General features: G+C 61.4%; 22 protein-coding genes. 16 read left to right on the top strand and 6 right to left on the bottom strand.

Annotated features, from left to right (window positions below):
• The first annotated feature begins 61 nt into the window (after positions 1-61).
• The 5 genes from AC1DNK_RS10455 to AC1DNK_RS10435 all read left to right on the top strand — a co-directional run bounded on the left by AC1DNK_RS10455 (position 62) and on the right by AC1DNK_RS10435 (position 4,086).
• Positions 62-949, top strand: a complete 888-nt coding sequence (locus AC1DNK_RS10455) for a carbohydrate ABC transporter permease (RefSeq protein ID WP_477940861.1) — start codon at positions 62-64, stop codon at positions 947-949.
• Between the two features lies 1 nt (position 950).
• The gene (locus AC1DNK_RS10450) at positions 951-1,862 is read left to right on the top strand and encodes a carbohydrate ABC transporter permease (protein WP_477940858.1); all 912 of its coding nucleotides are present in this window, start codon (positions 951-953) and stop codon (positions 1,860-1,862) included.
• Positions 1,863-1,881: 19 nt separating this feature from the next.
• Positions 1,882-2,961: an ABC transporter ATP-binding protein gene (locus AC1DNK_RS10445; RefSeq protein WP_477940856.1), complete on the top strand. Its 1,080-nt coding sequence runs from the start codon at positions 1,882-1,884 to the stop codon at positions 2,959-2,961.
• A gap of 14 nt (positions 2,962-2,975) precedes the next feature.
• On the top strand, positions 2,976-3,722 hold the full coding sequence (locus tag AC1DNK_RS10440) for a ThuA domain-containing protein (RefSeq protein WP_477940854.1): 747 nt from the start codon (positions 2,976-2,978) through the stop codon (positions 3,720-3,722).
• A 70-nt stretch (positions 3,723-3,792) separates the two neighbouring features.
• Positions 3,793-4,086 carry a MurR/RpiR family transcriptional regulator gene (locus AC1DNK_RS10435; protein WP_477940852.1) on the top strand — a complete coding sequence of 98 codons (294 nt, stop codon included), beginning with the start codon at positions 3,793-3,795 and terminating at the stop codon, positions 4,084-4,086.
• Positions 4,087-4,090: 4 nt separating this feature from the next.
• Here the strand turns inward: AC1DNK_RS10435 and AC1DNK_RS10430 are convergent, their stop codons facing one another.
• The 3 genes from AC1DNK_RS10430 to AC1DNK_RS10420 form a co-directional block, all read right to left on the bottom strand.
• A complete protein-coding gene (locus AC1DNK_RS10430) occupies positions 4,091-5,002 on the bottom strand; it encodes an SMP-30/gluconolactonase/LRE family protein (protein ID WP_477940850.1) in 912 nt (303 codons plus the stop codon).
• Between the two features lie 101 nt (positions 5,003-5,103).
• On the bottom strand, positions 5,104-5,925 hold the full coding sequence (locus AC1DNK_RS10425; protein WP_477940848.1) for an SDR family oxidoreductase: 822 nt from the start codon (positions 5,923-5,925) through the stop codon (positions 5,104-5,106).
• 196 nt (positions 5,926-6,121) lie between these two features.
• A complete protein-coding gene (locus AC1DNK_RS10420; protein ID WP_477940846.1) occupies positions 6,122-7,309 on the bottom strand; it encodes a phytanoyl-CoA dioxygenase family protein in 1,188 nt (395 codons plus the stop codon).
• A gap of 96 nt (positions 7,310-7,405) precedes the next feature.
• On the opposite strand from AC1DNK_RS10420, the gene AC1DNK_RS10415 reads away from it, so the two are divergent.
• Together AC1DNK_RS10415 and AC1DNK_RS10410 are read left to right on the top strand one after the other, a co-directional pair.
• Complete coding sequence (locus AC1DNK_RS10415) at positions 7,406-8,431, top strand: LacI family DNA-binding transcriptional regulator (RefSeq protein ID WP_477940844.1); 1,026 nt, start codon at positions 7,406-7,408, stop codon at positions 8,429-8,431.
• Between the two features lie 74 nt (positions 8,432-8,505).
• Entirely contained in the window at positions 8,506-9,729 is a 1,224-nt protein-coding gene (locus AC1DNK_RS10410) for an adenylate/guanylate cyclase domain-containing protein (protein WP_112385673.1), read from the top strand.
• An 80-nt stretch (positions 9,730-9,809) separates the two neighbouring features.
• Here AC1DNK_RS10410 and dgoD read toward each other — a convergent pair whose 3' ends face one another.
• A complete protein-coding gene (gene dgoD / locus AC1DNK_RS10405) occupies positions 9,810-10,958 on the bottom strand; it encodes a galactonate dehydratase (RefSeq protein ID WP_477940843.1) in 1,149 nt (382 codons plus the stop codon).
• Between the two features lie 55 nt (positions 10,959-11,013).
• Positions 11,014-11,769 carry a FadR/GntR family transcriptional regulator gene (locus tag AC1DNK_RS10400; RefSeq protein WP_112385671.1) on the bottom strand — a complete coding sequence of 252 codons (756 nt, stop codon included), beginning with the start codon at positions 11,767-11,769 and terminating at the stop codon, positions 11,014-11,016.
• 211 nt (positions 11,770-11,980) lie between these two features.
• Between AC1DNK_RS10400 and AC1DNK_RS10395 the strand changes: the two genes are divergently transcribed.
• The 9 genes from AC1DNK_RS10395 to AC1DNK_RS10355 all read left to right on the top strand — a co-directional run bounded on the left by AC1DNK_RS10395 (position 11,981) and on the right by AC1DNK_RS10355 (position 22,825).
• Complete coding sequence (locus tag AC1DNK_RS10395) at positions 11,981-12,964, top strand: arabinose ABC transporter substrate-binding protein (RefSeq protein WP_112385670.1); 984 nt, start codon at positions 11,981-11,983, stop codon at positions 12,962-12,964.
• Positions 12,965-13,035: 71 nt separating this feature from the next.
• Positions 13,036-14,541 carry an L-arabinose ABC transporter ATP-binding protein AraG gene (gene araG, locus AC1DNK_RS10390; RefSeq protein ID WP_477940938.1) on the top strand — a complete coding sequence of 502 codons (1,506 nt, stop codon included), beginning with the start codon at positions 13,036-13,038 and terminating at the stop codon, positions 14,539-14,541.
• 15 nt (positions 14,542-14,556) lie between these two features.
• Entirely contained in the window at positions 14,557-15,507 is a 951-nt protein-coding gene (araH, locus tag AC1DNK_RS10385; protein WP_112385669.1) for an L-arabinose ABC transporter permease AraH, read from the top strand.
• On the top strand, positions 15,504-16,379 hold the full coding sequence (locus tag AC1DNK_RS10380) for an aldose 1-epimerase (protein WP_477940840.1): 876 nt from the start codon (positions 15,504-15,506) through the stop codon (positions 16,377-16,379). The genes araH and AC1DNK_RS10380 overlap by 4 nt, the downstream gene beginning before the upstream one ends.
• A gap of 11 nt (positions 16,380-16,390) precedes the next feature.
• On the top strand, positions 16,391-17,170 hold the full coding sequence (locus AC1DNK_RS10375) for an SDR family oxidoreductase (RefSeq protein WP_477940838.1): 780 nt from the start codon (positions 16,391-16,393) through the stop codon (positions 17,168-17,170).
• A gap of 119 nt (positions 17,171-17,289) precedes the next feature.
• On the top strand, positions 17,290-17,721 hold the full coding sequence (locus tag AC1DNK_RS10370) for an OsmC family protein (RefSeq protein ID WP_112516875.1): 432 nt from the start codon (positions 17,290-17,292) through the stop codon (positions 17,719-17,721).
• Between the two features lie 144 nt (positions 17,722-17,865).
• Positions 17,866-18,471, top strand: coding sequence for a TetR/AcrR family transcriptional regulator (locus tag AC1DNK_RS10365; protein ID WP_112385665.1), 606 nt, complete (start codon positions 17,866-17,868; stop codon positions 18,469-18,471).
• 48 nt (positions 18,472-18,519) lie between these two features.
• Positions 18,520-19,656 carry an efflux RND transporter periplasmic adaptor subunit gene (locus AC1DNK_RS10360; protein WP_477940836.1) on the top strand — a complete coding sequence of 379 codons (1,137 nt, stop codon included), beginning with the start codon at positions 18,520-18,522 and terminating at the stop codon, positions 19,654-19,656.
• Positions 19,657-19,681: 25 nt separating this feature from the next.
• Positions 19,682-22,825: an efflux RND transporter permease subunit gene (locus AC1DNK_RS10355; RefSeq protein ID WP_477940834.1), complete on the top strand. Its 3,144-nt coding sequence runs from the start codon at positions 19,682-19,684 to the stop codon at positions 22,823-22,825.
• A 49-nt stretch (positions 22,826-22,874) separates the two neighbouring features.
• Here AC1DNK_RS10355 and AC1DNK_RS10350 read toward each other — a convergent pair whose 3' ends face one another.
• Positions 22,875-23,786 (bottom strand): ROK family protein, encoded by a 912-nt coding sequence (locus AC1DNK_RS10350; protein WP_477940832.1) that lies wholly within the window; start codon positions 23,784-23,786, stop codon positions 22,875-22,877.
• Between the last annotated feature and the right edge of the window lie 27 nt (positions 23,787-23,813).

The following is a 23,813-nucleotide window of genomic DNA, read 5'->3' as shown; positions in this document are numbered from 1 at the left end:
ATTGGGAGGCGCGGCAGGTCTGCCGCGTCTTCCGCTTCATTCGATAAGGTTGTGAGCTTCGATGATCAGAAACTCTCATGAACGCCGCGCCGAGCGCCAGCTTCTCATCATCCTGCTGCCGTCGCTGGTGCTGCTGCTTGCCCTCGTCATCTATCCGGCGCTGTACTCGGTCTATCTGAGCTTCACCAACGAAGCGCTGACCGGTGCTGCTGCGCTGCGGCCACGCTTCGTCGGGCTGCGCAACTACGCGCGGCTGTTCAATGATGCGAAGTTCTGGAATTCGCTGCTCGTTACCTTCTTCTTCGTGGTCGGCTCGGCCGTCATCGGCCAGTTCGTGCTCGGTCTCGTATCCGCCATGGCGCTGCGCCGCGAGATCCGTTTCCGGCAGATTTTCTCATCGATCATCCTGCTGCCGAACGCCGCCCCTGAGGTCGTTGCCGGCTTCATGTGGATCTCGATGCTGGCGGGCGGCGAGCATGCGACGCTGTCGCGCATCGTCGCCTTCTTCGGCATTGCGCCGGCTGACTGGCTGAACACCTTTCCGCTGGCGATGATCATCATCGTCAACACTTGGCGCGGTATCGCGACGGCGATGATCCTGCTCACCGCCGGGCTCAGCACTATTCCCAACGAAATCTATGAGGCTGCCCGCATGGATGGTGCTACCCCATCGCAGATGTTCCGTCGCATCACGCTGCCGCTGATGATGCCGACGATCCTGCTCTACATGCTGATATCCGCCGTCTCGACGATTGCCGTCTTCGGTCTGGTGTATGCCCTGACGCGCGGCGGCCCAGGTGGGGCCACCGAACTCGTCAGCATCTATATCTACAACCAATCCTTCACGGCGTTCCAGCTGGGTTACGGCGCTGCGGTCGCGGTCGTCGCATTGATCATCTCGCTGATCCTCGGCATCGGCTATGTCCGGGCCATGAAGGTGGAGATCTGATATGGCGGTGATCTCTCCGAGCGAAAGCGCCAACAAGACGCGCTCCGACCTGATGGCCTATGCCACGCTGTCGGTTATCTCGATCTTCTGCGCCGTGCCGTTCTTCTGGGTGCTGCTTGCCTCCCTCGATGGCAACGCGCAGCTCTTCCTGCGCTGGCCGGAGCAGTGGAGCCTTGGGAATTATGCCCGCGTCTTCATCAAGGAAGATGGCGGCCGGTGGCTGTTCAACTCGCTATTCATTGTCGGCGGCGCGACCTTTATCGTCATGGTGCTGGCAGGGCTTGGCGGCTATGCGTTGTCGCGGACCCGTGCCTGGTGGAAGCTGCCGTTCCTCTACACGATCCTCTTGATCCGCGTGCTGCCGCCAACGGCGCTGGTCGTGCCGCTCTACAAGTTCCTGCTGACGCTCAACAATGCCGAAGGCGCGATCCTCCGGCCGATTTTCGGCAGCTATGCGCGTGACATCATGCGCTGGACAGGCTTCATCGACGGCTATCTCGGCATCATGCTAGTGCTGGCCACCATGCAGCTGCCGCTGGCGCTGTGGATCATGAAGACCTTCTTTGATGGTCTGCCGCGCGACTATGAAGAGGCGGCCGTCATGGACGGCGCCACGATGGTGCAGCGCATCCGCCGGGTGCTGATCCCGCTGGCGCTGCCTGGTCTTGCCGCAGCCGGCCTCTTCACCTTCATGTCGGCCTGGGGCGATTTCCTGCTGCCGCTGATCTTCCTATCGTCGCCAGAGCTACAGACGCTGCCGCTCGGTCTCTTCCGCGCCTTCCTGCGCATCAACGAGATCGATTACGGCCTGCTCGCTGCCCTAGCCTTCATCTACCTCCTGCCTGCCGTCATTGCCTTCGGCTTCGCGCGGCGCTTCCTCGTCCAGACATTCTCTGGCGGTGTGAAGGGCTGAGACAAGAAAGAGAAACCGAATGATCAATCTGAAGAACGTCCGCAAATTCTACGGTGCGCTCGAAGTCATCAAGGGCGTCGACATAACCGTCAATGATGGCGAATTCGCCGTCTTCGTCGGCCCCTCCGGTTGCGGCAAGTCCACATTGCTGCGGATGATCGCCGGTCTTGAGGGCATCGATGACGGTGATCTCATCCTCAACGGCCAGCGCATCAACGACGTGCCGCCAGACAAGCGCGGCATCGCCATGGTGTTCCAGTCCTACGCACTCTATCCGCATATGACGGTGGCGGAGAATATCGGCTTTTCGCTCAGTCTGAAGAAGGTGCCGGAAGCGGAGATCCGCAAGCAGGTGGAAGGCGTTGCCGAGATCCTGCAGCTGACCGACTACCTCAATCGCCGCCCGGCCGCCCTTTCCGGCGGCCAGCGCCAGCGTGTCGCCATCGGCCGGGCAATCATCAAGAAGCCATCGCTGATCCTGTTCGACGAGCCGCTCTCCAACCTCGATTCCGCACTGCGCGTGCAGATGCGCGCCGAGCTGCAGCGGCTACATAGGGAGCTGAAGGCGACGGTCGTCTACGTCACCCACGATCAGGTGGAGGCGATGACGATGGCTGACCGGATCGTCGTGCTGAACAAGGGAACCGTGGCTCAGCAGGGTGCGCCAATGGATCTCTATCACAAGCCCGAAAACGAATTCGTTGCCACCTTCATCGGCTCGCCGAAGATGAACGTCATTCCGATGACCGCGACGCGGCAGGGCGGACATCTGCATCTGGAAAGCACGATCGGCCTGGCGATGGATATGTCCGGCGCGGCCGATATTCCCCAGGGCGAGGTGCGTCTCGGCGTTCGGCCCGAGCATCTGAAAATCGCGGCCGATGGGCAGGGTAACTTCAATGCCGAGGTGGGGATCGTCGAGCGTCTCGGCGTCGAGACCTACATCACCGTTGGCACGACCAGGGATCCGATCGTCGTCCGTTCGGATGGCGATGTCGCGGTCCGGCCCGGTGACCGGGTTTCGCTCTCGGCCGATCCGGCTGCCTGCCATCTCTTCGACGCGTCGGGGCGGGTCATCCGTCCGGCTCAAGCTTCATAACATTCGAGGATATCATGACGATCAAGGTTACGATCTGGAACGAAGGCCGCCACGAGCAGGTGCACAAGGAAGTACAGGATATCTATCCTGATCGCATCGATGGCGCGATTGCCGCCGGCATCAAGCACGCCGATTTCGAGATCCGCCGCGGCACGCTCGATGATCCGGATGAAGGCCTGCCGGATTCTTTGCTTGAGGATACCGACGTGCTGCTCTGGTGGGGCCACATGGCGCATGAAGAGGTCAGCGACGGGTTGATCGACCGCATCCAGCAGCGGGTGCTGAAGGGTATGGGCCTCGTCATCCTGCATTCCGGTCATCACTCGAAGCTGTTCCGCCGCCTGATGGGCACGAATGCCAATCTCTCCTGGCGCGAGTCGCCGGCTGGCGATCTGGAGCGCGTCTGGGTCATCAATCCTTCGCATCCGATCGCAGAGGGATTGCCGCCCTATTTCGAGGTCAACGCCTCTGAAATGTATGGCGAGCCCTTCGATATCCCTCAGCCTGACGAGCTGGTCTTCATCTCCTGGTATTCGGGCGGCGAAGTGTTCCGTAGCGGCTGCACATGGCAGCGTGGGCGCGGGCGCATCTTCTTCTTCAGCCCGGGCCACGAGACCTATCCCATCTATCACGACAAGATCATCCATCAGGTCATCTCCAACGGTATCCGCTGGGCGCAGCAGAAGCACAGGGATGGCCGCATCCTGGAAAACTGGCATCGCGCCGAGGCGCTTCACGGCCGTCCCGACGGAAAAGTCTGAGCTTCCTCCCGTGGGGGCTGGGGCGGATTTGCTCCGGCCTCCGCGGGCGGGTCCTTCAAGGAGAGAGACGATGCAGCCGATATCGCTGAAGGCGGAAAGCGACGTTCACGAGTTTCTCATCAGCAAGACGTTCTGGGCTGCCGTCTATCGTAACGTGCCGGAGCGGCTGGCAGTGCTTGCCCGGCTGGCTGCCGAGCGGCCCGATGTTTTCGCTTTCGAAAGCAGCCAGAAGATCGCCGAGCGCTGCAATGTCTCGCAGACAAGCGTCGTTCGCTTTGCCCAGCATCTTGGCTTTGACGGGTTCGCCGAGATGAAGCAGGTGTTTCAGCGGGGGCTCCGCCAATCGTCCCGCCGCGCCTCGTGATCACTTATGGATACTGTGCACCGTTGACGGTTGTGTAGATCGAATAGAGCGACTGGGTCGCGGTGATGAACAGGCGGTTCTTCTTGATGCCGCCGAAGCAGATATTCGAGACCGTCTGCGGCACCAGGATCTTGCCGAGGAGAGTGCCATCGGGCGCAAAGCAGTGGACGCCGTCGGCCGCGCTGCTCCAGAGATTGCCCGAAACGTCGAAGCGGAAACCGTCGGGAACGCCCTTGTCGATCGAGCAGAAGTAGCGGCTGTTTGCTAGCGTCTTGCCATCGATAACGTCGAAGACCCGGATGTGGCGGGGCACGTCATGGTTCGATGAACCTGAATCGGCGATATAGAGCTGTTTTTCATCGGGCGAGAAGGCAAGGCCGTTCGGCTGGATGAAGTCGGTGGCGACGGCATCGATTTTGCCGCTTTGCGGATCGATGCGATAGACGTTGCGGGTTTCCTGCTCGGGCTCCGCCTTGTGGCCTTCATAGTCCGACATGATGCCGTAGCTCGGATCGGTGAACCAGATCGAGCCATCGGATTTGACGACGACGTCGTTGGGAGAGTTCAGCCGCTTACCTTCGTAGCCGTCGGCAAGAACCGTGATGCGGCCATCCGGCTCGGTGCGCGTCACCCGCCGTCCGCCATGCTCGCAGGAGACCAGCCGTCCCTGGCGGTCGCGGGTATTGCCGTTCACGTAGTTGGAAGGCGAGCGGAAGACGGAGACCGTGCCATCAGGAACCCAGCGCATCATCCGCTCGTTCGGAATGTCGCTCCAGAGCAGGCAGTTCCAATCGGAGAACCAGACGGGACCTTCGGCCCAGCGGCAGCCGCTATAGAGCTCCTCAAGCCGGGCACTGCCGGCGATCAGGCCATGGAAGCGTTCGTCACGAATATCGTAGAGCGGGTTTTCGGACACGGATATGCTCCTCCCAAAAGCAATGGATGCGTCTTTCGTAGCGACAAACGGTGAGACGTGCCAGAGCCCGGCGCTGAAAATTACCGGGCTCCGGCAGTCACTTAGAGAGCGGCAACCGGATGCGGCGAGCCGTCATAGGCCCCCCAGATCGATTGGTCGAAGCAGATAACCGACCCAGTCATCAGGCCGGATTCCGCAGACGAGAGATAAGCGCAGGCGCGTGCCACTTCCTCGGGATCGACGAGTCGGCCAAAGGGCTGGCTTGCGGCCGCCTTTGCCAGCCAGTCCTCGGCGGCGCCATGGTATTCCCGCTGGATCCGGTCTTCGCCCTCCGACGACATCCAGCCGATGTTCAGACCGTTGACGCGGATGCGGTTGCGCAGCAGCGCATAGGCGGTGTTTTTGGTCAGCGTCTCCAGCGCGCCCTTCGAGGCGCAGTAGGCGGCGATGAAGGGCTGACCGGCTTTCGCCGACATCGAGCCGATATTGACGATCGTGCCTTCGATCTTCTCGCGCCGCATCACCTTGACCGCCTCCTGGATCAGGAAGAACGGCGCCTTGACGTTGACGGCGAACATCTGGTCGAAGAGCTCCGGGCTGGTGTCCAGGATCGTGCCGCGGTCGGTGATCGCAGCGGCGTTGACCAGCGCATCGACGCGGCCGAAGGCCTGGTCGCAGGCTTGGACAACGTTCTGGGCGTCTTCGACCTTGCCGAGATCTGCCTTGACATAGACCACCTTGGCGCCGGTTTTGGCGGATAGCTCTTCGGCCTTGGCCTTGCCCTTCGCTTCATTGCGGCCGCAGATGACGATGCCCTTGGCGCCGCGCTCGGCAAACAGCCGGGCGATGGTGGCGCCGAGGCCCTGGGTGCCGCCGGTGACGATGGCGATCTTGCCGTCCAGGCGGCTCAAGTCTGTGCTCATGTGGTTCCTCCGTTTGATTGATATGCAAATAGCCCCTCGCGGGTGCGAGAGGCATTCTACTCTGTGTGTGTGGCCCTCTCATCCCGCTGCCGCCACCTTCTCCCCGAGGGGAGAAGGGAGTTGCCGCGCCGTCTCGTGTCCCCTTCTCCCCAGTGGGGAGAAGGTGCCCGAAGGGCGGATGAGGGGGCTCCTGCTCTTACGTCAGCTTCTTTTCCGCCTGATCCGCAAGCGCCTTGGCAAAGGCTTCATCGCTCCAGCCTTCCTTCAGCGCCTCATGCATCAGCTGTGCCTGCGTCTTCGGCGCCAGGCCGCCGACCGGCGGGTCGCGATCTAGGTTGGTTGGGAAGGAATAGCCCTCGGCGCAGGAGGCGACGGCGTTGGCGATACCGGCTTCCGAAAGCTGTCCCTTCAGCCGCTTCAGCGCCGGAAACAGTTTGGCGCTCATGCGCTCGCGGTTGACCGTCTCCATGGCCCGGCCGAAGGCGGAGGAGACCTGCAAGAGATTCGCGACGCGCTTGATATCGGCAGAGCGGTTGGTGCCGGCGGCATGGAAAAGGGCCGGGTTGAAGAAGACCAGGTCGCCCTTCTTCAGCGGTAGCTGGACATGGTGCTTGTCGAAGTAATCCTTGAATTCCTGGCGCTTGAGCGCGAGGTAGCCCGGCACATAGGTCTGGCTATGCGGCAGGAAGAGCGTCGGTCCGCTTTCGAGCGGCATGTCGCAATGGGCGACCGCGCCCTGCAGCGTCAGCACCGGTGAGAGCTTGTGGACGTGGGCGGGAAACTGTTCGATTACCTTGGAGGACTGGAAGCCGAGGTGATAATCGCGATGCGCCGATTGCGCCGCGCCGCCCGGGTTGACCCGGTTGACCTGCGCCGTCATCTGGTAGCTCGGCCCGAGCCAGGCTTCGCTGGCGATCGCAATGATCGGATTGGCATAGTAGCGGGCGAAATTCTCGGGATCGGCCAGGCAGTGCTTTTCCAGCGAATTCCAGATGCGATCATTGGCGCCCGGCTTGGCAAAGTGGTCGCCGCCGCCGGTCGAAGTGCGGTGCTGCTCCTCGATGATCTCGTCGAAGATCTTGCTGGCACGGTCGATGACAGAGGTATCCTCGTAGGCACGTTTGAAGACGACCACGCCGGGACCGTCGCCGAAGGCTTCGCAGATTTCCGCCAGCACAGCGCGGCGGCCCTCGGGATCGGCGATCGCTGCGACGACCTTACGGCTGTCGTAGATCAGCACGTTCTTCTCGACGCTATCGGCATTTGGGTAGTCTGCGAGCAAGGTCGTCTTCTCGGCTAGGTCGCGAAAATCGCCGAGATCGCAGGCGTCTTCGGTCAGCCAGACGCGGTCGGCGCGCAGTTTCTGCAGGTTGTCGGTTTTCATCAGGTGCTCCTCCAATCGCTGATGGAGGGCACTATACGCCGCAGCATTTGCTGATATAGATCAGAGATCCATCAAAAAACCATCAGAACTGCACCGATGCCGCACCATTTCCTCGTCAAGGATATCGCTTTTCAGGCCGGCCTCAGCACGGCCACCGTTGATCGGGTGCTGAACGAGCGGCCCGGGGTGCGCCGCCAGACTGAGCAGCGCGTGAAAGCGGCGATTGCCGAACTGGAAAAGCAGCAGGCGGGTGCCGAGGCCGCCAGCCGGAAGCTGTCGATCGATATCGTCATGGAAACGCCGGAGCGGTTCAGCGATGCTGTCCGGGCCGCGTTCGAGGCGGAAGTCGCGACGCTGCTGCCGACCGTGTTCCGCTGCCGGTTCCACTTCGCCGAAGTCATGAGACCGGCCGAGCTGGTGCAGCTGATCGACCGCATCCGGCTTCGCGGAACGCACGGTATCGTGCTGAAAGCGCCCGATGTGCCCGATGTCATTGCCGCCGTGCGGCGGGCCGACGAGGCCAAGATTCCCGTCGTTACGCTGGTCACCGATCTGCCGAATTCGCCGCGCGCGGCCTATGCCGGCGCCGACAACCGGGCAGCGGGGGAGACGGCTGCCTATCTGATCGGTTCGCAGATGGGAGAGCGGCCGGGTCATGTGCTGGTGACGCTGTCAAGCGGACGGTTCAGGGGGGAGGAAGAGCGCGAGATCGGCTTTCGCCGCATCATCCGCGAGCGCTATCCGTCGATCGGGATCACCGAAATCAGCGAGGGGCATGGGACGGATGCGGCGACGGGGACGCTGGCGGCCGAGGCGCTCGCAGCGAACCGGGCGATCGATGCCGTCTACTCGATCGGCGGCGGCAACCGGGCGGTGCTTGCCGCCTTCGAGGCCGCCGCGCGGCCATTGCGGGTGTTCGTCGCGCATGATCTCGATGCCGATAACCGCACGCTGCTGGCCGCGGGAAAGATCAATTTCGTCCTGCATCATGATTTGCGCACCGATGCGCGCTCGGCATTTCGCGCGATCCTCGACCGCTCCTCCAAGGCGCAGCGAAACGGCCACGGGCCGCTTTCGGCCGTCGAGATCATCACGCCGTTCAACATGCCATCTGGTGACTGACTGCCACTCTCTTGTTTTTCTTTCTCATGGGACGAAATCCGGATAGTTGTTGGCCGAACAGGGAGGTGGATGGCATGGAATACAGCGACATTGGAACCATCGCGACCTGGCTGACGGAACAGGGCTTGAAGGGCGCAACCGAGTCCGAGCTGCTCGACGGCTTCTGCATCGCCTGCCGTGACAAGGGTCTGCAGATCGACCGCGGCATGGCGCTGATGGATACGCTGCATCCGGTTCATGAGGGACGCGCCTTTCGCTTTGACAGCGAGCAGGAGATCGAATCCGAATTCGAATATGGACCGACCGGTGAGGGGGAAGCGCTGGAAAGCTGGAAGCGCTCCGCCTTCTATTATCTCTGGGCCGGCACCGAAAACGAGGTTCGCCGCCGTATCGGCTTCGGGGACCCGGCCGATTTCCAGATGCTGGAGAAGATGGCAGAGCTCGGCCATACCGATTACGTTGCGTTGATCCACCGCTTCGAGAAGGAAGGCACCATCGGCGAGATGGACTGTTTCTTCTCGCATTTCTCGACGCGTCACCCGGAAGGCTTTTCGGACCACGATCTCGTCATCCTGCGCAAGCTGGTGCCGGTGCTGGCACTGGCGATCAAATGTATCGCACTCGGCCGCATCGCGCGGACCATCGCCGAGGTCTATCTGGGCGAAGATGCGGCGCGTCAGGTCATGGAAGGCAAGATCAGCCGCGGTAAATCGGAACGGATCTCGGCGGCTCTCTGGTTCTCGGACCTGCTGAACTATACGAAGATTTCCGACAACGCCTCGCCGGAAGAGATCCTGCCGTTTCTGAACGAGTACAGTGAAGTGGTGATCTCGGCGATCCACGAGTCCGGCGGCAATGTTTTGAAGCTGATCGGCGACGGCGTGCTGGCGATCTTCAAGGGCGAGGATCCCTCGGAAGCCTGTTGCGCGGCGTTGAAGGCCGAGCGGCTGCTCCGCGAAAAGCTCGCAAAGCTCAATGCCGCGCGCACGATCGATAGCCGGCCAACGACCGATGTCTATCTCGGCCTGCATATCGGCGATGTCTTCTACGGCAATATCGGCAGCCAGGAGCGGCTCGACTTCACCGTTATCGGCCCTGCCGTCAACGAGGTCAGCCGCATCGCCTCGATGTGCCGGTCGGTGGATTTCAACGTGCTGATCTCGTCGGAATTTGCCGATACGATCCCGAGCGAGGATCGCGCCGAGCTCGCCTGCATCGGGCGCTATGCGCTGCGCGGCGTCAAGCGCCCGCAGGCTCTCTATACGCTGGAGACCGCCTGGCTGGGCGCAGGCAACTAACGGCGCAATTTTGGCGCCGTTGGCTTACATCTGTCGCCGTTCCGGAAAGCAGAAGGGCCGCTTTCGCGGCCCTTGCTATCTTACCATTCGGCGAAGCTGCCATCTTCGTGGCGCCAGATCGGGTTGCGCCAGCGGTGGCCTTCCTTGGCGCGTTCGATGACATAGGCTTCGTCCACCTCGATGCCGAGACCCGGTCCCTGCGGGATGGACACGAAACCATCGGCATACTGGAACACCTCCTTGTTGGAGATGTAATCGAGGATGTCGTTGCCCTTGTTGTAGTGAATGCCGAGGCTCTGTTCCTGGATGAAGGCGTTGTAGCTGATGGCATCGACCTGCAGGCAGGCGGCAAGTGCGATCGGGCCGAGCGGGCAATGCGGGGCGAGCGCCACGTCATAGGCTTCCGCCATCGAGGCGATCTTGCGGCATTCGGTGATGCCGCCGGCATGGGAGAGATCCGGCTGGATGATATCGACATAGCCGTCTGTCAGAACCGACTTGAAGTCCCAGCGCGAATAGAGGCGCTCGCCGAGCGCGATCGGCGTCGAGCAATGGTTGGCGATTTCCTTCAGCGTTTCGCGGTGTTCCGAGAGCACCGGCTCTTCGATGAACATCAGCTTGTAGGGCTCGAGCTCCTTGGCGAGAACCTTGGCCATCGGCTTGTGGACGCGGCCGTGGAAATCGACGCCGATGCCGATATGCGGGCCAATCGCTTCGCGGATGGTGGCGATGGTCTCGACGGCGCGATCGATCTTCTCGTTGGAATCGACGATCTGCATTTCCTCGCAGCCGTTGAGCTTGATCGCCTTGAAGCCGCGGGCAACGACGTCCTTGGCGTTGCGGGCAACGTCGGAGGGGCGGTCGCCGCCGATCCAGGAATAAACCTTGATGCGGTCGCGCACCTGGCCGCCGAGGAGCGAGTGGATGGGCTGCCCGAGCGCCTTGCCCTTGATGTCCCATAGCGCCTGGTCGATGCCGGAAATCGCGCTCATGTGGACGGCGCCACCACGGTAGAAGCCGCCGCGATACATGACCGTCCAGTGATCTTCGATCAGGAACGGATCCTTCCCGATCAGGTAATCGGCCAGCTCGTGGACGGCGGCCTCGACCGTCAGCGCCCGTCCCTCGACCACCGGTTCGCCCCAGCCGACGACACCCTCATCCGTCTCGATCTTCAGAAACAGCCAGCGCGGCGGAACGATGTAGGTCGTGAGCTTGGTGATCTTCATGGGGTCGGGCTTTCATTCATCTCGTGTTGCGTCTGCGGCGGTGCCGCCTGTCTGGTTACTTGGTCCGGCCGATCGCCTTTTCGGCGGCGGCGAGATCGCGCACGGCCAGATCCAGCATGCGATTGGCGCATTCACGCGCCTTGGCTCGGTTGCGCAGCCTCAGTGCCTCGACAAGTTCGCCATGCACGGCAACGGCGTCCTCGCGGCTTTCGACGGCAATGTTCGAGGCATGCAGCGCATATTTCAGCGCGGCATGGATGGCGCTGAGCAGGCGCCGGAAGACCTGGTTATGGCTCGCCTTGAGGAGTACGGCATGGAAGGTCACGTCGGCATCGGTGAAGGCCTCGGGGTCGCCGGCGGAATCCCGCATCTGGCGCCAGGCGCTGTCGAGATCGGCGATCTCCTGGGTCGTTGCCCGTTCGGCGGCATATTCCGCTGCAGCCGGTTCGATCGTGCGGCGTGCTTCCAGAATGCAGCCGAGCAGATCGAAGTCCTTGATATAAGGACCCATCCATTCGAGCACTTCGGCGTCGATGATATTCCAGTCGTCGCGGTCGCAAACCGAGGTGCCGATCCGCGGCTTGCCGCGCACAAGTCCCTTGGATTCCAGCACCTTGAGGGATTCACGGATCACGGTGCGGCTGACGCCGTAGAGCTCGCAGAGATCGTTTTCGCGCGGCAAAGGCGATCCGGCCGGATAGCGCTCCGAAAAGATGTCTTCGGCCATAGCAGCTGTCACGTTCTTGCGAACGCGCGGACGGCTTCCGATGCGCGGATTGGCATCCCCACTCTGCTGCTCGATGGAATCCAAATGACTTCTCCGCTTTCCCTTGCCCGCGAAGCAAACCGAACCGTCTTAGCCGAATTCGATTTCCTTTGCGACGGCTCCTCCCGGCACGCTTGATATTATCTTATTATTCCAATCATCATACAAAGGCAATTGACTGGTATGATGATTTAACTTAATTCTAGCGCACTGCCTGGGAGGCAGATGCTCATTTTTGAGAGTTAGGGAGAGAGACATGCGCTTGTTCAAAGCAGCCATCCTGGCTGGCACATTTGCCATTCTGGCCGCCGGCTCCGCCTTTGCCGAAGACGTCAAGATCGGCTTCATCGTCAAGCAGCCGGAAGAGCCTTGGTTCCAGGATGAATGGAAGTTCGCAGACCAGGCCGCCAAGGAAAAGGGCTTCACGGTCGTCAAGATCGGCGCCGAAGACGGCGAGAAGGTTCAGTCGGCGATCGACAATCTCGGCGCCCAGGGCGCCCAGGGTTTCATCGTCTGCACGCCCGACGTCAAGCTCGGCCCCGGCATCGTCGCCAAGGCTGCCGCCAACCAGCTGAAGGTCATGACCGTCGACGACCGCCTGGTCGATGCCGATGGCAAGCCGCTGGAAGACGTTCCGCATATGGGTATTTCCGCCACCAAGATCGGCGAGACCGTCGGCCAGGCGCTTGTCGACGAGATCAAGAAGCGCGGCTGGGACATGAAGAATGTCGGCGCAATCCGCGTTTCCTACGACCAGCTTCCGACCGCTGTTGACCGCGTCGAAGGCGCGATTTCGGTTCTGAAGACCGCCGGCTTCCCGGCTGAAAACATCTTCGATGCGCCGCAGGCCAAGACCGATACGGAAGCCGCTCTGAACGCTGCGACCACCGTTCTCAACAAGCATGCCGACGTGAAATACTGGGTTGCCTTCGGCCTCAATGACGAAGCCGTTCTTGGCGCGGTCCGCGCATCGGAATCGGTCGGTATTGCTGCCGACCACGTGATCGGCGTCGGCATCGGTGGCGCTGACTCGGCGATCAACGAGTTCAAGAAGCCTGCCGCAACCGGCTTCTTCGGCACGGTCATCATCTCGCCGAAGCGTCATGGCTACGAAACCGCCATGAACATGTACGACTGGATCGCCAACGGCAAGGAACCGGCCAAGCTGACGCTGACCTCCGGTTCGCTGGCACTGCGCGGCGACTACGAAAAGGTTCGCAAGGACCTGGGCATCGAATAATCATCCTCCCAAGGTGATTTTAATCCCGGCGGCGCATGTCTGCCGCCGGGCTCTTTCTCGATGGAGCGATGATGGCTTTCCTCGAATTCAAGACCATTTCCAAAGGCTATCCGGGCGTGCAGGCGCTCTCCAATGTCTCGTTCGGTGTCGAAAAGGGCGCCGTCCATGGGCTGATGGGTGAGAACGGCGCCGGCAAGTCGACACTGATCCGGATCCTCTCGGGCGATCAGTCGGCTGATGATGGCACGATCGTCATCGATGGTGAGGAGCAGAAATACAGCTCCGTCCGCGATGCCTTCAACGCCGGCGTAATCGTCATTCACCAGGAACTTCAGCTCGTTCCCGAGCTGACCGTTGCCGAAAACCTCTGGCTCGGACGCTTCCCGGGCAAAGCCGGAGTCATTGACAGCAAGACGCTGATCGAGACGGTGCGCGCCAAGCTCGATGATATCGGCATTGATGTCGATCCTTCGGCAAAGGTTGCGACGCTGTCGATCGGCGCCCGCCAGATGGTGGAGATCGCCAAGGCTGTGATGCTGGATGCGCGGGTCATCGCGCTCGATGAGCCGACATCTTCGTTGTCGTCACGCGAAAGCGAGATTCTCTTTTCACTGATCGAAAAGCTGAAGTCCAAAGGCACCGTCATTCTCTATGTCTCGCACCGGCTGGACGAAATCTTCCGGCTTTGCGACAGCCTGACCGTTTTGCGTGACGGCAAGCTTGCGGCCCATCATCCAAAAGTCGCCGATACGACGCGCGACCAGATCATCGCCGAGATGGTCGGGCGCGAGATCAACAATATCTGGGGCTGGCGCGAGAGGCCACTTGGCAACGTCAGGCTCGAGGTGAAGAACCTCTCCGGCTCGAAGCTGCGCAACCCGATCAGCTTCTCTGTCCGTCAGGGCGAAATCCTCGGCTTTTTCGGCCTTATTGGGGCGGGGCGTAGTGAAATGGCGCGGTTGCTCTATGGCGCCGATCACCGGCATCAGGGCGCAGTGACGATCGACGGCGTTGCCGTCTCGCCCAACAATCCCAAGGCGGCAATCAATGCCGGGATGGTTCTCTGCCCTGAGGATCGCAAGTTCGACGGGATCATCCAGGGACGGTCGATTCAGGAGAACATCGCGATTTCCTCGCGCCGCCACTTATCGCCCTTCGGTGTGCTGAACCCGAAGAAGGAAGCGTCGGTCGCCGACCAGTTCATCGCCAAGCTTCGGGTGCGCACGCCGTCGCGCAAGCAGGACATCATCAATCTGTCGGGTGGTAACCAGCAGAAGGTGATCCTTGGCCGCTGGCTTTCGGAGCAGGGTGTCAAGGTCCTCGTCATCGACGAGCCGACGCGCGGCATCGATGTCGGCGCCAAGTCCGAGATCTACGAAATCCTTTATGAACTGGCGGCCGGTGGCATGGCGATCGTCGTCATCTCCAGCGAATTGCCGGAGGTGATGGGTATTTCGGATCGCATCATGGTCATGTGCCAGGGCCGCGTTGCCGCCAATGTGGCACGCGCCGATTTCGACGAACGCAGCATTCTGACCGCGGCCCTGCCCGACAAGAATGCCGCCGGCACAATCTAATTCAGGAACAGCACGATGAACTCGTTGAAAAAAATCCTTCTCGGCGAACAGGGCCTCGTGGTGATCTTCGCCATTGCCTTCGTCATCGTCTCGATCTTTGTTCCGAGCTTCCTGACGGAACGCAACATGCTCGGCCTGCTGCAGTCGGTGGTCACCATCGGCATCGTCGCCTGCACGATGATGTTCTGCCTGGCGTCGCGCGACTTCGACCTCTCGGTCGGCTCGACGGTCGCCTTCTCCGGCATGATCGCCGTCATGGTGTCGAATTCGACCGGCTCGATCCCGCTCGGCCTGCTGGCGGCGCTGATCTGCGGCAGCATCGTCGGCGTCATCAACGGTGTGGTTATCGCCAAGTTCCGCATCAATGCGTTGATCACTACGCTGGCGACGATGCAGATCGTCCGCGGCTTCGCGCTGATCGCTTCGGATGGCCGTGCTGTCGGCATCAACGATCCTTCGTTTTACCAGCTGGCGCTGTCGCGCTTCCTGACGGTGCCGACGCCGATCTGGATCATGATCGCGCTGTTTATCGTCTTCGGCTTCGTGCTGAACCGCACGGTCTTCGGCAAGAACACGCTCGCCATCGGCGGCAATCCGGAAGCCTCACGTCTTGCCGGCGTCAACGTCGTCAACATGCGCATCTGGATCTTTGCGCTGCAGGGTCTGGTCTGCGCCATCGCCGGCATTCTGCTGGCCTCGCGCATCACCTCCGGTCAGCCGAATGCGGCGACCGGGCTTGAGCTTTCGGTCATTTCCGCCTGCGTCCTCGGCGGCGTGTCGCTAGCCGGTGGGCGTGCGGCGATGACCGGTGTCATTGTCGGCGTGCTGATCATGGGGATTGCCGAAAACGTCATGAACCTTTTGAACATTCAGGCCTTCTACCAGTATGTCGTGCGCGGCCTGATCCTGCTGATTGCCGTTCTGCTCGACAATCTGAGATCGTCGGCGGCCGGACGGCGCGGGTGAGCGGGTCTGCGGACATGGAGGAGATCCGGATCGCCGATGGCGATCTTCAAATCTCCCTGTCCCGTCTTGGCGGCGCGATCCACAGCGCCAGTTTTCGCGGCCGTGCCTTCATGGTGGCCGCTGGCGGTGCCGATGGCGGCTCCGCCAGTTTCCCTCTGGTGCCTTTCGGCAACCGGGTCGGCGACAATGTCATGACCGTTGACGGCCGCGATTATTGCTTCCGCGCCAACACGGCCGATCCGCTCCATCTACACGGTGATGGCTGGCTCGGGCTTTGGGATATCGTCTCCCTCAGCCGCCAACAAGTGGACATGACCTTCCGCCACGCTGCGGATGATCTTTCGCCGTATAGCTATCAGGCGTCGCAGAGTTTTTCGATTTCCGGCAATTGCCTGGTGAATGCGCTCAGCGTGACGAACAGCGGTGATGCGCCGCTTCCGTTCGGTCTCGGCTTTCATCCCTATTTCCTGCTGACGGCGCAGATGTCGTTGACCGCTCCAGCGCGGCATTTCTGGACCGAGCGGGACGGCCATCTTCCGGATAGGCGGGGGCCAGTGCCCGAACTGCTCGATTTTTCGCGGCCTCGAACTGTTCCGCCGCAGTGGATCAACAATGCCTTCGAAGGCTGGGATGGCCGTGCCCGCATCGTCTGGCCGGAGCTGAAGCTTATGGCTGAGATCGAGGCGGATCCGGTCTTCGGCAACTACATGATCTATACACCCGGCGGCGAGGCGGGTTTCTTCTGCTTCGAGCCGATGACCCACTTGCCGAATGGCCATCATATGCCCGAGTTTGGCGGCCTTGTCGTGCTGCAGCCCGGCGAGAGCCTTGCGGGGCAAATGGCGATCAGCCTTTCGGCCTTGGAAATCTGACGGAGGAAATTTTGGTGGAGCGTCTCAAGGGAAAGCGCGTGCTGATCACAGGTGCGGCGCAGGGTATCGGTCTGGCGATTGCCGAGGCCTTCCTGCGCGAGGATGCTGCCGTCTTTCTCATCGATACCGACGAGGCGCGTCTTGCCGCAGCCGCGGCCGGGCTTCGCGCAAAGGGCGGCCGCGTTGGGTATATGCGCGCCGATATTACCGATGTTCCGGCGATCGCGGCTGCCGTTTCACAGGCTGCCTCGGAAATCGGGCCGATCAACGCGCTGGTCAATAATGCCGGCGTCAATGTCTTTGCCGAGCCGCTTGAAACAAGCGATGCGGAATGGGACCGCTGCTTCGACATCAATCTCAAGGGCGCCTGGAATTGCACGAAATCCGTGCTGCCTGGATTGATCGAGCAGGGCGGCGGCGTGATCCTCAATATCGCCTCTACGCATGCCTTCACCATCATCCAGCATACATTTCCCTATCCGCTTGCAAAGCATGCGTTGCTCGGCATGACCAAGTCGCTGGGGCTCGAATATGCGACGAAGAATATCCGCGTGAACGCGCTGGCGCCGGGCTATGTCGCGACCCAGAAGGTCATCGATTACTGGAACGGTTTTCCCGATCCGGAGGCCGCCAAGGCCGAAACGATGAAGCTTCATCCCGGCGGGCGGATCGCCACGCCGGAGGAGATCGCCATGGCCGCCGTCTTCATGATCTCTGACGAATGCCCGTTCATGAATGCCACCTGTCTGACTGTTGATGGCGGTTTGAGCGTGCAGCAGCATCCGGCCTGAATGATTTTCGCGTGGTGGTCGCCAATGCGAGATCGAGCCTTATATTGCGCCAAGGAAGGTGATGCCTTCCGCGGTGGCGGCATTGGCCACTTCAGGTTTCAATCGCAACGGAGGACGGCATGCAGATCAATCGCACAGCATCGGCCCAATGGTCCGGCGGGCTCAAGGATGGCAAGGGCAAGATTTCGACCCAGAGCGGCGCTCTCAAGGAGCAGCCCTATGGCTTTGCAACGCGTTTCGAAGGCGTTCCCGGTACCAATCCGGAAGAGCTGATCGGCGCGGCGCATGCCGGTTGCTTCACGATGGCGCTTTCACTGATCCTCGGTGAAGCCGGGCTGACGGCCGAGAGCATGGAGACGACGGCGAAGGTGACGTTGGAAAGCGTCGAAGGCGGCTTTGCGATCACCGCCATCCATCTTTCGCTGTCCGGCAAGGTACCGGGCGCCGATCAGGCGAAGTTCACCGAGCTTGCCAACAAGGCCAAGGCCGGGTGCCCGGTTTCCAAGGCGCTGTCGGCCGTGCCGATCACGCTCGACGTCACGCTTTCCTGATCCATTTGAAAACATTCATACAATGCCGCGCGCCCGTTGGCCGCGGCATTTTTACGTTTGATTCACTGATTGACATGTGATGGCTGATATCTTACGACTGACGAAATTTAAAATTCGTCAGTCGTAAGTGAGGCCACCCAAAGCATGGGCGAAATTGCAGAAGCCACGATCGAAAGCAGCCGTCAGGAGAATGTGACGCGCATTCTGGATTCGGCGGAAAAGCTTTTCCGTCATTACGGATATGCCAAGACGACCGTTGCCGACGTCGCCCGTGATCTGGGCATGTCGCCGGCCAACATCTACCGGTTCTTTGCATCCAAGGTGGAAATCCACCAGGCGATCTGCGGACGCATGCTGGCCGCAGGCTACAAGCAGGCCTATGACGCCTGCCATTTGCCGCTCAGCGCTTCGGAGCGGCTGCGGCTTTTCGTGCATGGCCAGTATCAGATGACGGTCGACACCATGCTCGATCGCGAAAAGGTTCACGAAATGGTGGTCGTCGCGATCGAGCGCGATTGGCACGTGATCGACAAGCATATCGACAGCATTCATGCATTGCTTGCCGACGTGATCCGCGAGGGGATTGCGGCCGGTGAGTTTGCCGAACAGGACGCGGATGCGGCTTCGCGTTGTTTCGGTGCGGCGACGGTCACCCTGTGCCATCCGCAAATCGTTGCTCAGTGTCTTGCCAAGACCAATCGGGCGACGATTGACGAGCTCGTCGAATTCTCTCTGAAAGCATTGAAATAACAGGCGGTTCGGCCGCCCTATAACATTCGAAAGATCGGGAGCGCGAAGATGATTTCGCTCAATAGCCGCCTTATGCCGTCCATTTTCAGTCTCGCGCTCGCCGGCGCTCTCAGTCTCGGCCTTTCCGGCTGCAGCGACGAGAAGAAGGCGGAAGCCCCGCAAGTGTTGCGGCCCGTGAAGGTTGTCGAGATCGCCAAGGCTGGCGACACGCGGGCGCTTGATTATTCCGGCGCCGTCAAGGCGCGCACCGAGATGAATCTCGGCTTCCGCGTTGCCGGCAAGATCACCGAACGCGCCGTCAATATCGGCGACCGCGTGAAGCCGGGTGACCTCTTGGCACGCGTCGATGCGACCGACTACGAGCTTGCCGTGAAGAGTGCTGAAGCCAATCTGGCGGCGGCCCAGAAGGGCGTACAGACCGCCGATCTGGCCAACAAGCGTGCCATCCAGCTCTTCGACAAGAGCGTCGCCTCGAAATCGCAACTTGAGCAAGCGTCGCTGACCTACGATCAGGCGGTATCGACGCGCGATGCCGCTCTGTCGTCGCTCGACCAGGCGAAAAACCAGGTAAGCTACGCTGCGCTGCAGGCCGATCAGAACGGCATCGTGACCGCAATCAATGCCGATACCGGGCAGGTCGTGGCTTCGGGTACGCCCGTCGTCGCGGTAGCCGTCGATGGCGAGAAGGAAGTGCAGATCGCCGTACCGGAGAACGACATTGCCGAGTTCAAGCCTGGCAAACCCGTAAAGGCAAGCTTCTGGTCCGATGACAAGCTGGTTCTGCAGGGCAAGGTTCGCGAAGTCTCGGGTGCGGCCGATCCGCAGTCGCGGACCTTCTCCGTCCGCGTCAGCCTGCCGAACGATCCGCGCGTGCTTCTCGGCATGACCGCGACCGTCGAGGCCAATGTCACCAATACCAATCCTGACGTCGCCGTGCCGCTGACGGCATTGGCGGAAAAAGATGGCAAGAAGATCGTCTGGATCGTCGACCGCAATGCTGCGACCGTCCATGCCCGCGAGATCAAGATTGCCGATTTCACCGGCGACGGCGTCAGCGTCACCGAAGGTCTGCAGAGCGGCGATATCGTCGTTGCTGCCGGCACGCAGTTCATGACCGAGAACCTCAAGGTCAAGCTGCCCGATCAGCAGGCCGCTTCCACCGAAGCGACCAGCGCTGTCGAGTAAGGCGTAGCGAGAGGGAACACAGATCATGGACAGCAACGACACCACCGAGAAGCGCCCGTTCAATCTGTCGCGCTGGGCAATCGGCCATCCGAGCATCGCCCGCTTCCTCTTCGGCCTCATCCTGATCACCGGGGTGCTCGGGCTGATGCGCATGGGCCAGAAGGAAGACCCGGATTTCACCTTCCGCGTCATGGTCGTGCAGGCCGTCTGGCCCGGCTCCTCCATTCAGGAGATGGAAGACCAGGTCACCAACAAGATCGAGCGCAAGCTGCAGGAAACCCCGCATCTCGACTGGGTGAAATCCTATACCCGTGCCGGCAGCTCTATCATCACCGTTCAGGTGAAGGGCGACACCAGCTCGGCCGACGTTGCCGACGCGTTCTATCAGGTCCGCAAGAAGGTCGGCGATATCGCCAGCGAGCTGCCGCAGGGCCTGCTCGGCCCCTATTTCAACGACGAATTCGGCGATACGTTCATCACGCTGCATTCTATCAGTGGCGACGGCTATTCCTATCCAGAGCTGAAGAAATTCGCGATCCAGGCGCGTGACATGCTGCTGACGACGCCCGGCGTCGAGAAGGCTGTCATCATCGGCGACCAGCCGGAGAAGATCTATATCGACGTCTCCTCCAAGGCGCTGGCCGAACGCGGCCTGACCGTCATCGATCTGCAGAACGCGATCAAGGGCCAGAACAATGTCGATCCGGCAGGTTCGGTCGATACCGGCCTGCGGTCCGTGCGCATCTCGGTCGAAGGCGATGTCCGCAAGGTCGAGGATATCCGGGAACTGCGGCTGCGCTCCGGCAATCAGGTGACCCGCCTTGGCGATATCGCCACCGTCTATTCCGGTCTCGATGATCCCTATCAGCGCAAGTACCGCTTCAACGGTCATGAGAGCGTTCAGGTCGGCGTCGTCATGGCCAAGGGCTTCAAGGTTACCGATGTCGGCACGGATGTCGAAGCGACCTACGAGCGCTTCGAGAGGGCGCTGCCCTATGGCGTCGCTGTCGATCAGATCTCCAACCAGCCCGATGTCGTGACCGATGCGATCAGCGAGTTCATGCATGCGCTGGGCGAAGCACTGGTTATCGTGCTTATCGTCTCGTTCCTGTCGATCGGCTGGCGCTCCGGCCTGGTGATCGCCATTGCGATCCCCTTGGTGCTAGCGGCCACATTCGCCATCATGTACGAGCTCGGCATCGATCTGCAGCGCATCTCGCTCGGTGCATTGATCATCGCGCTCGGCCTTCTTGTCGACGATGCGATGATCGTTGTCGAGATGATGGAGCGAAAACTCGAAGAGGGACTGGTGAAGGTCGAGGCGGCAAGTTTCGCCTATTCATCGACAGCCTTCCCGATGCTGACTGGCACGTTGATCACCATAGCCGGGTTCATTCCCGTCGGTTTTGCGGCATCGACGGCCGGTGAATATGTCCGTTCGCTGTTCTATGTCGTGGGTATCGCGCTTATCGTTTCATGGTTCGTGGCGGTCTATTTCACGCCATGGCTCGGCTATATGATCCTGAAGCAGCGGCATCATACCGGCGAGCATCACGATGTCTTCGATACGCGCTTCTACCGCGGCCTGCGCAACAGCGTCGGCTGGGCGGTGCGCCATCGCGCCATCGTGCTTCTGATCACCGTTGGCGCCTTCGTCACCAGTCTCTGGAGCTTCCAGTTCATCCCGCAGAACTTCTTCCCGCAGTCTTCGCGTCCCGAAATCCTCGTTGATCTCTGGCTGCCTGAAGGCACCAGCATCAAGGACGTCGAGACCAACGCGAAGGCCCTCGAAGCCAAGATGATGGCGGATACGGACAAGAAGTTTATCGCCACCTATATCGGCGAAGGCGCGCCGCGCTTCTTCCTGCCGCTCGACCAGCAGCTTGCCAATCCGAACTTCGCCCAGCTCCTGATCATGGCGAATGACGAACCGGCGCGCGAGCGGCTGATCGTCAAGCTCAGGACGATCCTTGCCGAAGACTTTCCCGATATCCGTGGCAAGGTCGACCGCCTGTTCCTGGGGCCGCCGACTGGCTGGCCCGTGCAGATGCGCGTCATGGGGCCCGACCGCCAGGAAGTTCGCCGGATTGCCGACGAGGTGAAGGCCAAGTTTGCCGAGAACCCCGAACTTGGTGCCATCCACGACGATTGGCTGGAACCGGTACCGGCGATGAAGCTCATCATCGACCAGGATCGCGCCCGTTCGCTGGGTGTTACCTCGCAGCGCGTCCGGCAGATGCTGCAGACCGCGATGTCCGGGGCGCCGCTCGATGACTTCCGTGATGGCGAAGAGACGGTCTCGATCGTTGCCCGGGAGTCGGAGACGAGCCGTTCGCTGCTCTCGGCCGTCAACTCGGTCTATGTGCCGACCGATTTCGGCGGCTTCGTGCCGGTGTCGCAGATTGCCAAGGTGGTTCCAGTGATGGAGCAGGGCATCGAATGGCGCCGCAACCGCCTGCCGACGATCAGCGTGCGTGCCACGTTGCCTGACGGCGTGCAGCCGAACGACGTTGCCATGAAGATGTATGCCGACATGAAGGGGCTGCGCGACAGCTTGCCCGCCGGCTATCAGGTGCAGATTCAGGGCGGTGCTGAAGATGCTGCCGAGAGCCAGGATTCGATTGCCGCCAAGGCGCCGATCATGCTCGTCGTCATCATGATCCTGCTGATGGCGCAGCTGCAGCATTTCGGCAAGGCGATGCTGGTCTTTGCGACCGGTCCGCTCGGCATCATCGGCGCGGCTAGCGCCTTGCTGATCAGCGGTGCGCCGTTCGGCTTCGTGGCGATCCTTGGCGTCATCGCGCTGCTTGGGATCATCATCCGCAACTCGATCATCCTCGTCGACCAGATCGACCAGGATATCAAGGCGGGGATGCATCGGCAGGAGGCGATCGTCGGTGCTGCTGTCCGCCGCTTCAGGCCGATCATGCTGACGGCGCTGACGGCCGTTCTGGCGCTGATCCCGATCTCGCGCGGCGTTTTCTGGGGTCCGCTTGCTTACGCCATGATGGGCGGCATTCTGGTTGCCACCCTGCTGACGATCTTCGTTCTGCCCGCCGGCTATGCGCTGTTCTTCGGCCGTGAGCCGAAGGATGCGACGGGCGGGCAGGCCAGCGCCGACCAGGAAGACGCGGATGAGCATCATCCGCCGGCGATGGCCGCAGAGTGAAGATGGCGCGGTTCCGGCCGCGCCGTTTTCGCTTTCAGATCAGGTGCGTTCAGGCCGCCTCGGCCTTGAGGCCGAGGATGGCTGCGCCGATCAGGCCGGGTTCGACGCGGCATTCGCTGCGAACAACCAGCGGCCGGTCGAACTTGCGCAGGATCCGCTGGCGGACCGCCTTGTCGAGTTCGGCAAGCAGCTGTTCGACATTCGACAAGCCGCCGCCGACAGGGACGATCGTTGCGCCTGTGATGTTGATGGTCAGGGCGAGTGGCGAGGCCACGAGATCGGTATAGACGTCGATTGTTCGCGTAGCCTTCTCATCACCCTGCTGCCATTGCGCGATGATCTCTTCGCTGGAGAAATCGAGGTCATGCAGCGTCTTGTGCAGGCGCTCTAGGCCGCGGGCGCCGCCGACGGTGTCGACGCAGCCCTTCTGGCCGCAGCCGCAGGGATAGGCCGGGATTTTGGCGGGCGGGTTTCCGGCTTCCGAGGCGATGATCGGGCCGTGGCCCCATTCACCGGCAAAGCCGCCCGAGGCGTTGATCAATCGCCCGTCGGAGACAAGGCCGCCACCGACGCCGGTGCCGAGAATGGCACCAAGTACGATGCGGTGGCCGCGTCCGGCGCCGAGTTCGGCCTCGGCCATGGCGAAACAATCTGCATCGTTGGCGATCAGCACCGGCAGGCCGAGTTCCGCCTCCAGCTCGGCTGCGAGATCGCGGCCGTGGATGCAGGGAATGTTGGCGCAGGTGAGCCGCTGGGTATCCGGATCGACAACGCCGGCAATCGAAAGCGCAACGCGCGACGGCTGTTCGCCGCTTTCCGTGATGAAACTGCGGATGGTTTCGACGAAGGCCGCAAAGTCATCTTTGGGGGTCGGCTTGCGGCCCATGGGAGTGATGTCCGCTTCGGAGCGGGCGATGCCGCCCTTGATGGCCGAGCCGCCGATGTCGAAGGAAATGATCATGTATTGCCGCCTCGCGATTACCGGCGT

The organism is Rhizobium sp. 01N424, from assembly GCF_056399485.1.
Note: the sequence above shows the minus strand (reverse complement) of the source record. Positions and strands in the feature narration are given on the sequence as shown.

Excerpts from the sequence above, each read along its gene's own strand:
- AC1DNK_RS10455 (WP_477940861.1), top strand. The coding sequence starts at position 62 with ATGATCAGAAACTCTCATGAACGCCGCGCCGAGCGCCAGCTTCTCATC.
- AC1DNK_RS10450 (WP_477940858.1), top strand. The coding sequence starts at position 951 with ATGGCGGTGATCTCTCCGAGCGAAAGCGCCAACAAGACGCGCTCCGAC.
- AC1DNK_RS10445 (WP_477940856.1), top strand. The coding sequence starts at position 1,882 with ATGATCAATCTGAAGAACGTCCGCAAATTCTACGGTGCGCTCGAAGTC.
- AC1DNK_RS10440 (WP_477940854.1), top strand. The coding sequence starts at position 2,976 with ATGACGATCAAGGTTACGATCTGGAACGAAGGCCGCCACGAGCAGGTG.
- AC1DNK_RS10435 (WP_477940852.1), top strand. The coding sequence starts at position 3,793 with ATGCAGCCGATATCGCTGAAGGCGGAAAGCGACGTTCACGAGTTTCTC.
- AC1DNK_RS10425 (WP_477940848.1), bottom strand. The coding sequence starts at position 5,925 with ATGAGCACAGACTTGAGCCGCCTGGACGGCAAGATCGCCATCGTCACC.
- AC1DNK_RS10420 (WP_477940846.1), bottom strand. The coding sequence starts at position 7,309 with ATGAAAACCGACAACCTGCAGAAACTGCGCGCCGACCGCGTCTGGCTG.
- AC1DNK_RS10415 (WP_477940844.1), top strand. The coding sequence starts at position 7,406 with ATGCCGCACCATTTCCTCGTCAAGGATATCGCTTTTCAGGCCGGCCTC.
- AC1DNK_RS10410 (WP_112385673.1), top strand. The coding sequence starts at position 8,506 with ATGGAATACAGCGACATTGGAACCATCGCGACCTGGCTGACGGAACAG.
- dgoD (WP_477940843.1), bottom strand. The coding sequence starts at position 10,958 with ATGAAGATCACCAAGCTCACGACCTACATCGTTCCGCCGCGCTGGCTG.
- AC1DNK_RS10395 (WP_112385670.1), top strand. The coding sequence starts at position 11,981 with ATGCGCTTGTTCAAAGCAGCCATCCTGGCTGGCACATTTGCCATTCTG.
- araG (WP_477940938.1), top strand. The coding sequence starts at position 13,036 with ATGGCTTTCCTCGAATTCAAGACCATTTCCAAAGGCTATCCGGGCGTG.
- araH (WP_112385669.1), top strand. The coding sequence starts at position 14,557 with ATGAACTCGTTGAAAAAAATCCTTCTCGGCGAACAGGGCCTCGTGGTG.
- AC1DNK_RS10370 (WP_112516875.1), top strand. The coding sequence starts at position 17,290 with ATGCAGATCAATCGCACAGCATCGGCCCAATGGTCCGGCGGGCTCAAG.
- AC1DNK_RS10365 (WP_112385665.1), top strand. The coding sequence starts at position 17,866 with ATGGGCGAAATTGCAGAAGCCACGATCGAAAGCAGCCGTCAGGAGAAT.
- AC1DNK_RS10360 (WP_477940836.1), top strand. The coding sequence starts at position 18,520 with ATGATTTCGCTCAATAGCCGCCTTATGCCGTCCATTTTCAGTCTCGCG.
- AC1DNK_RS10355 (WP_477940834.1), top strand. The coding sequence starts at position 19,682 with ATGGACAGCAACGACACCACCGAGAAGCGCCCGTTCAATCTGTCGCGC.
- AC1DNK_RS10350 (WP_477940832.1), bottom strand. The coding sequence starts at position 23,786 with ATGATCATTTCCTTCGACATCGGCGGCTCGGCCATCAAGGGCGGCATC.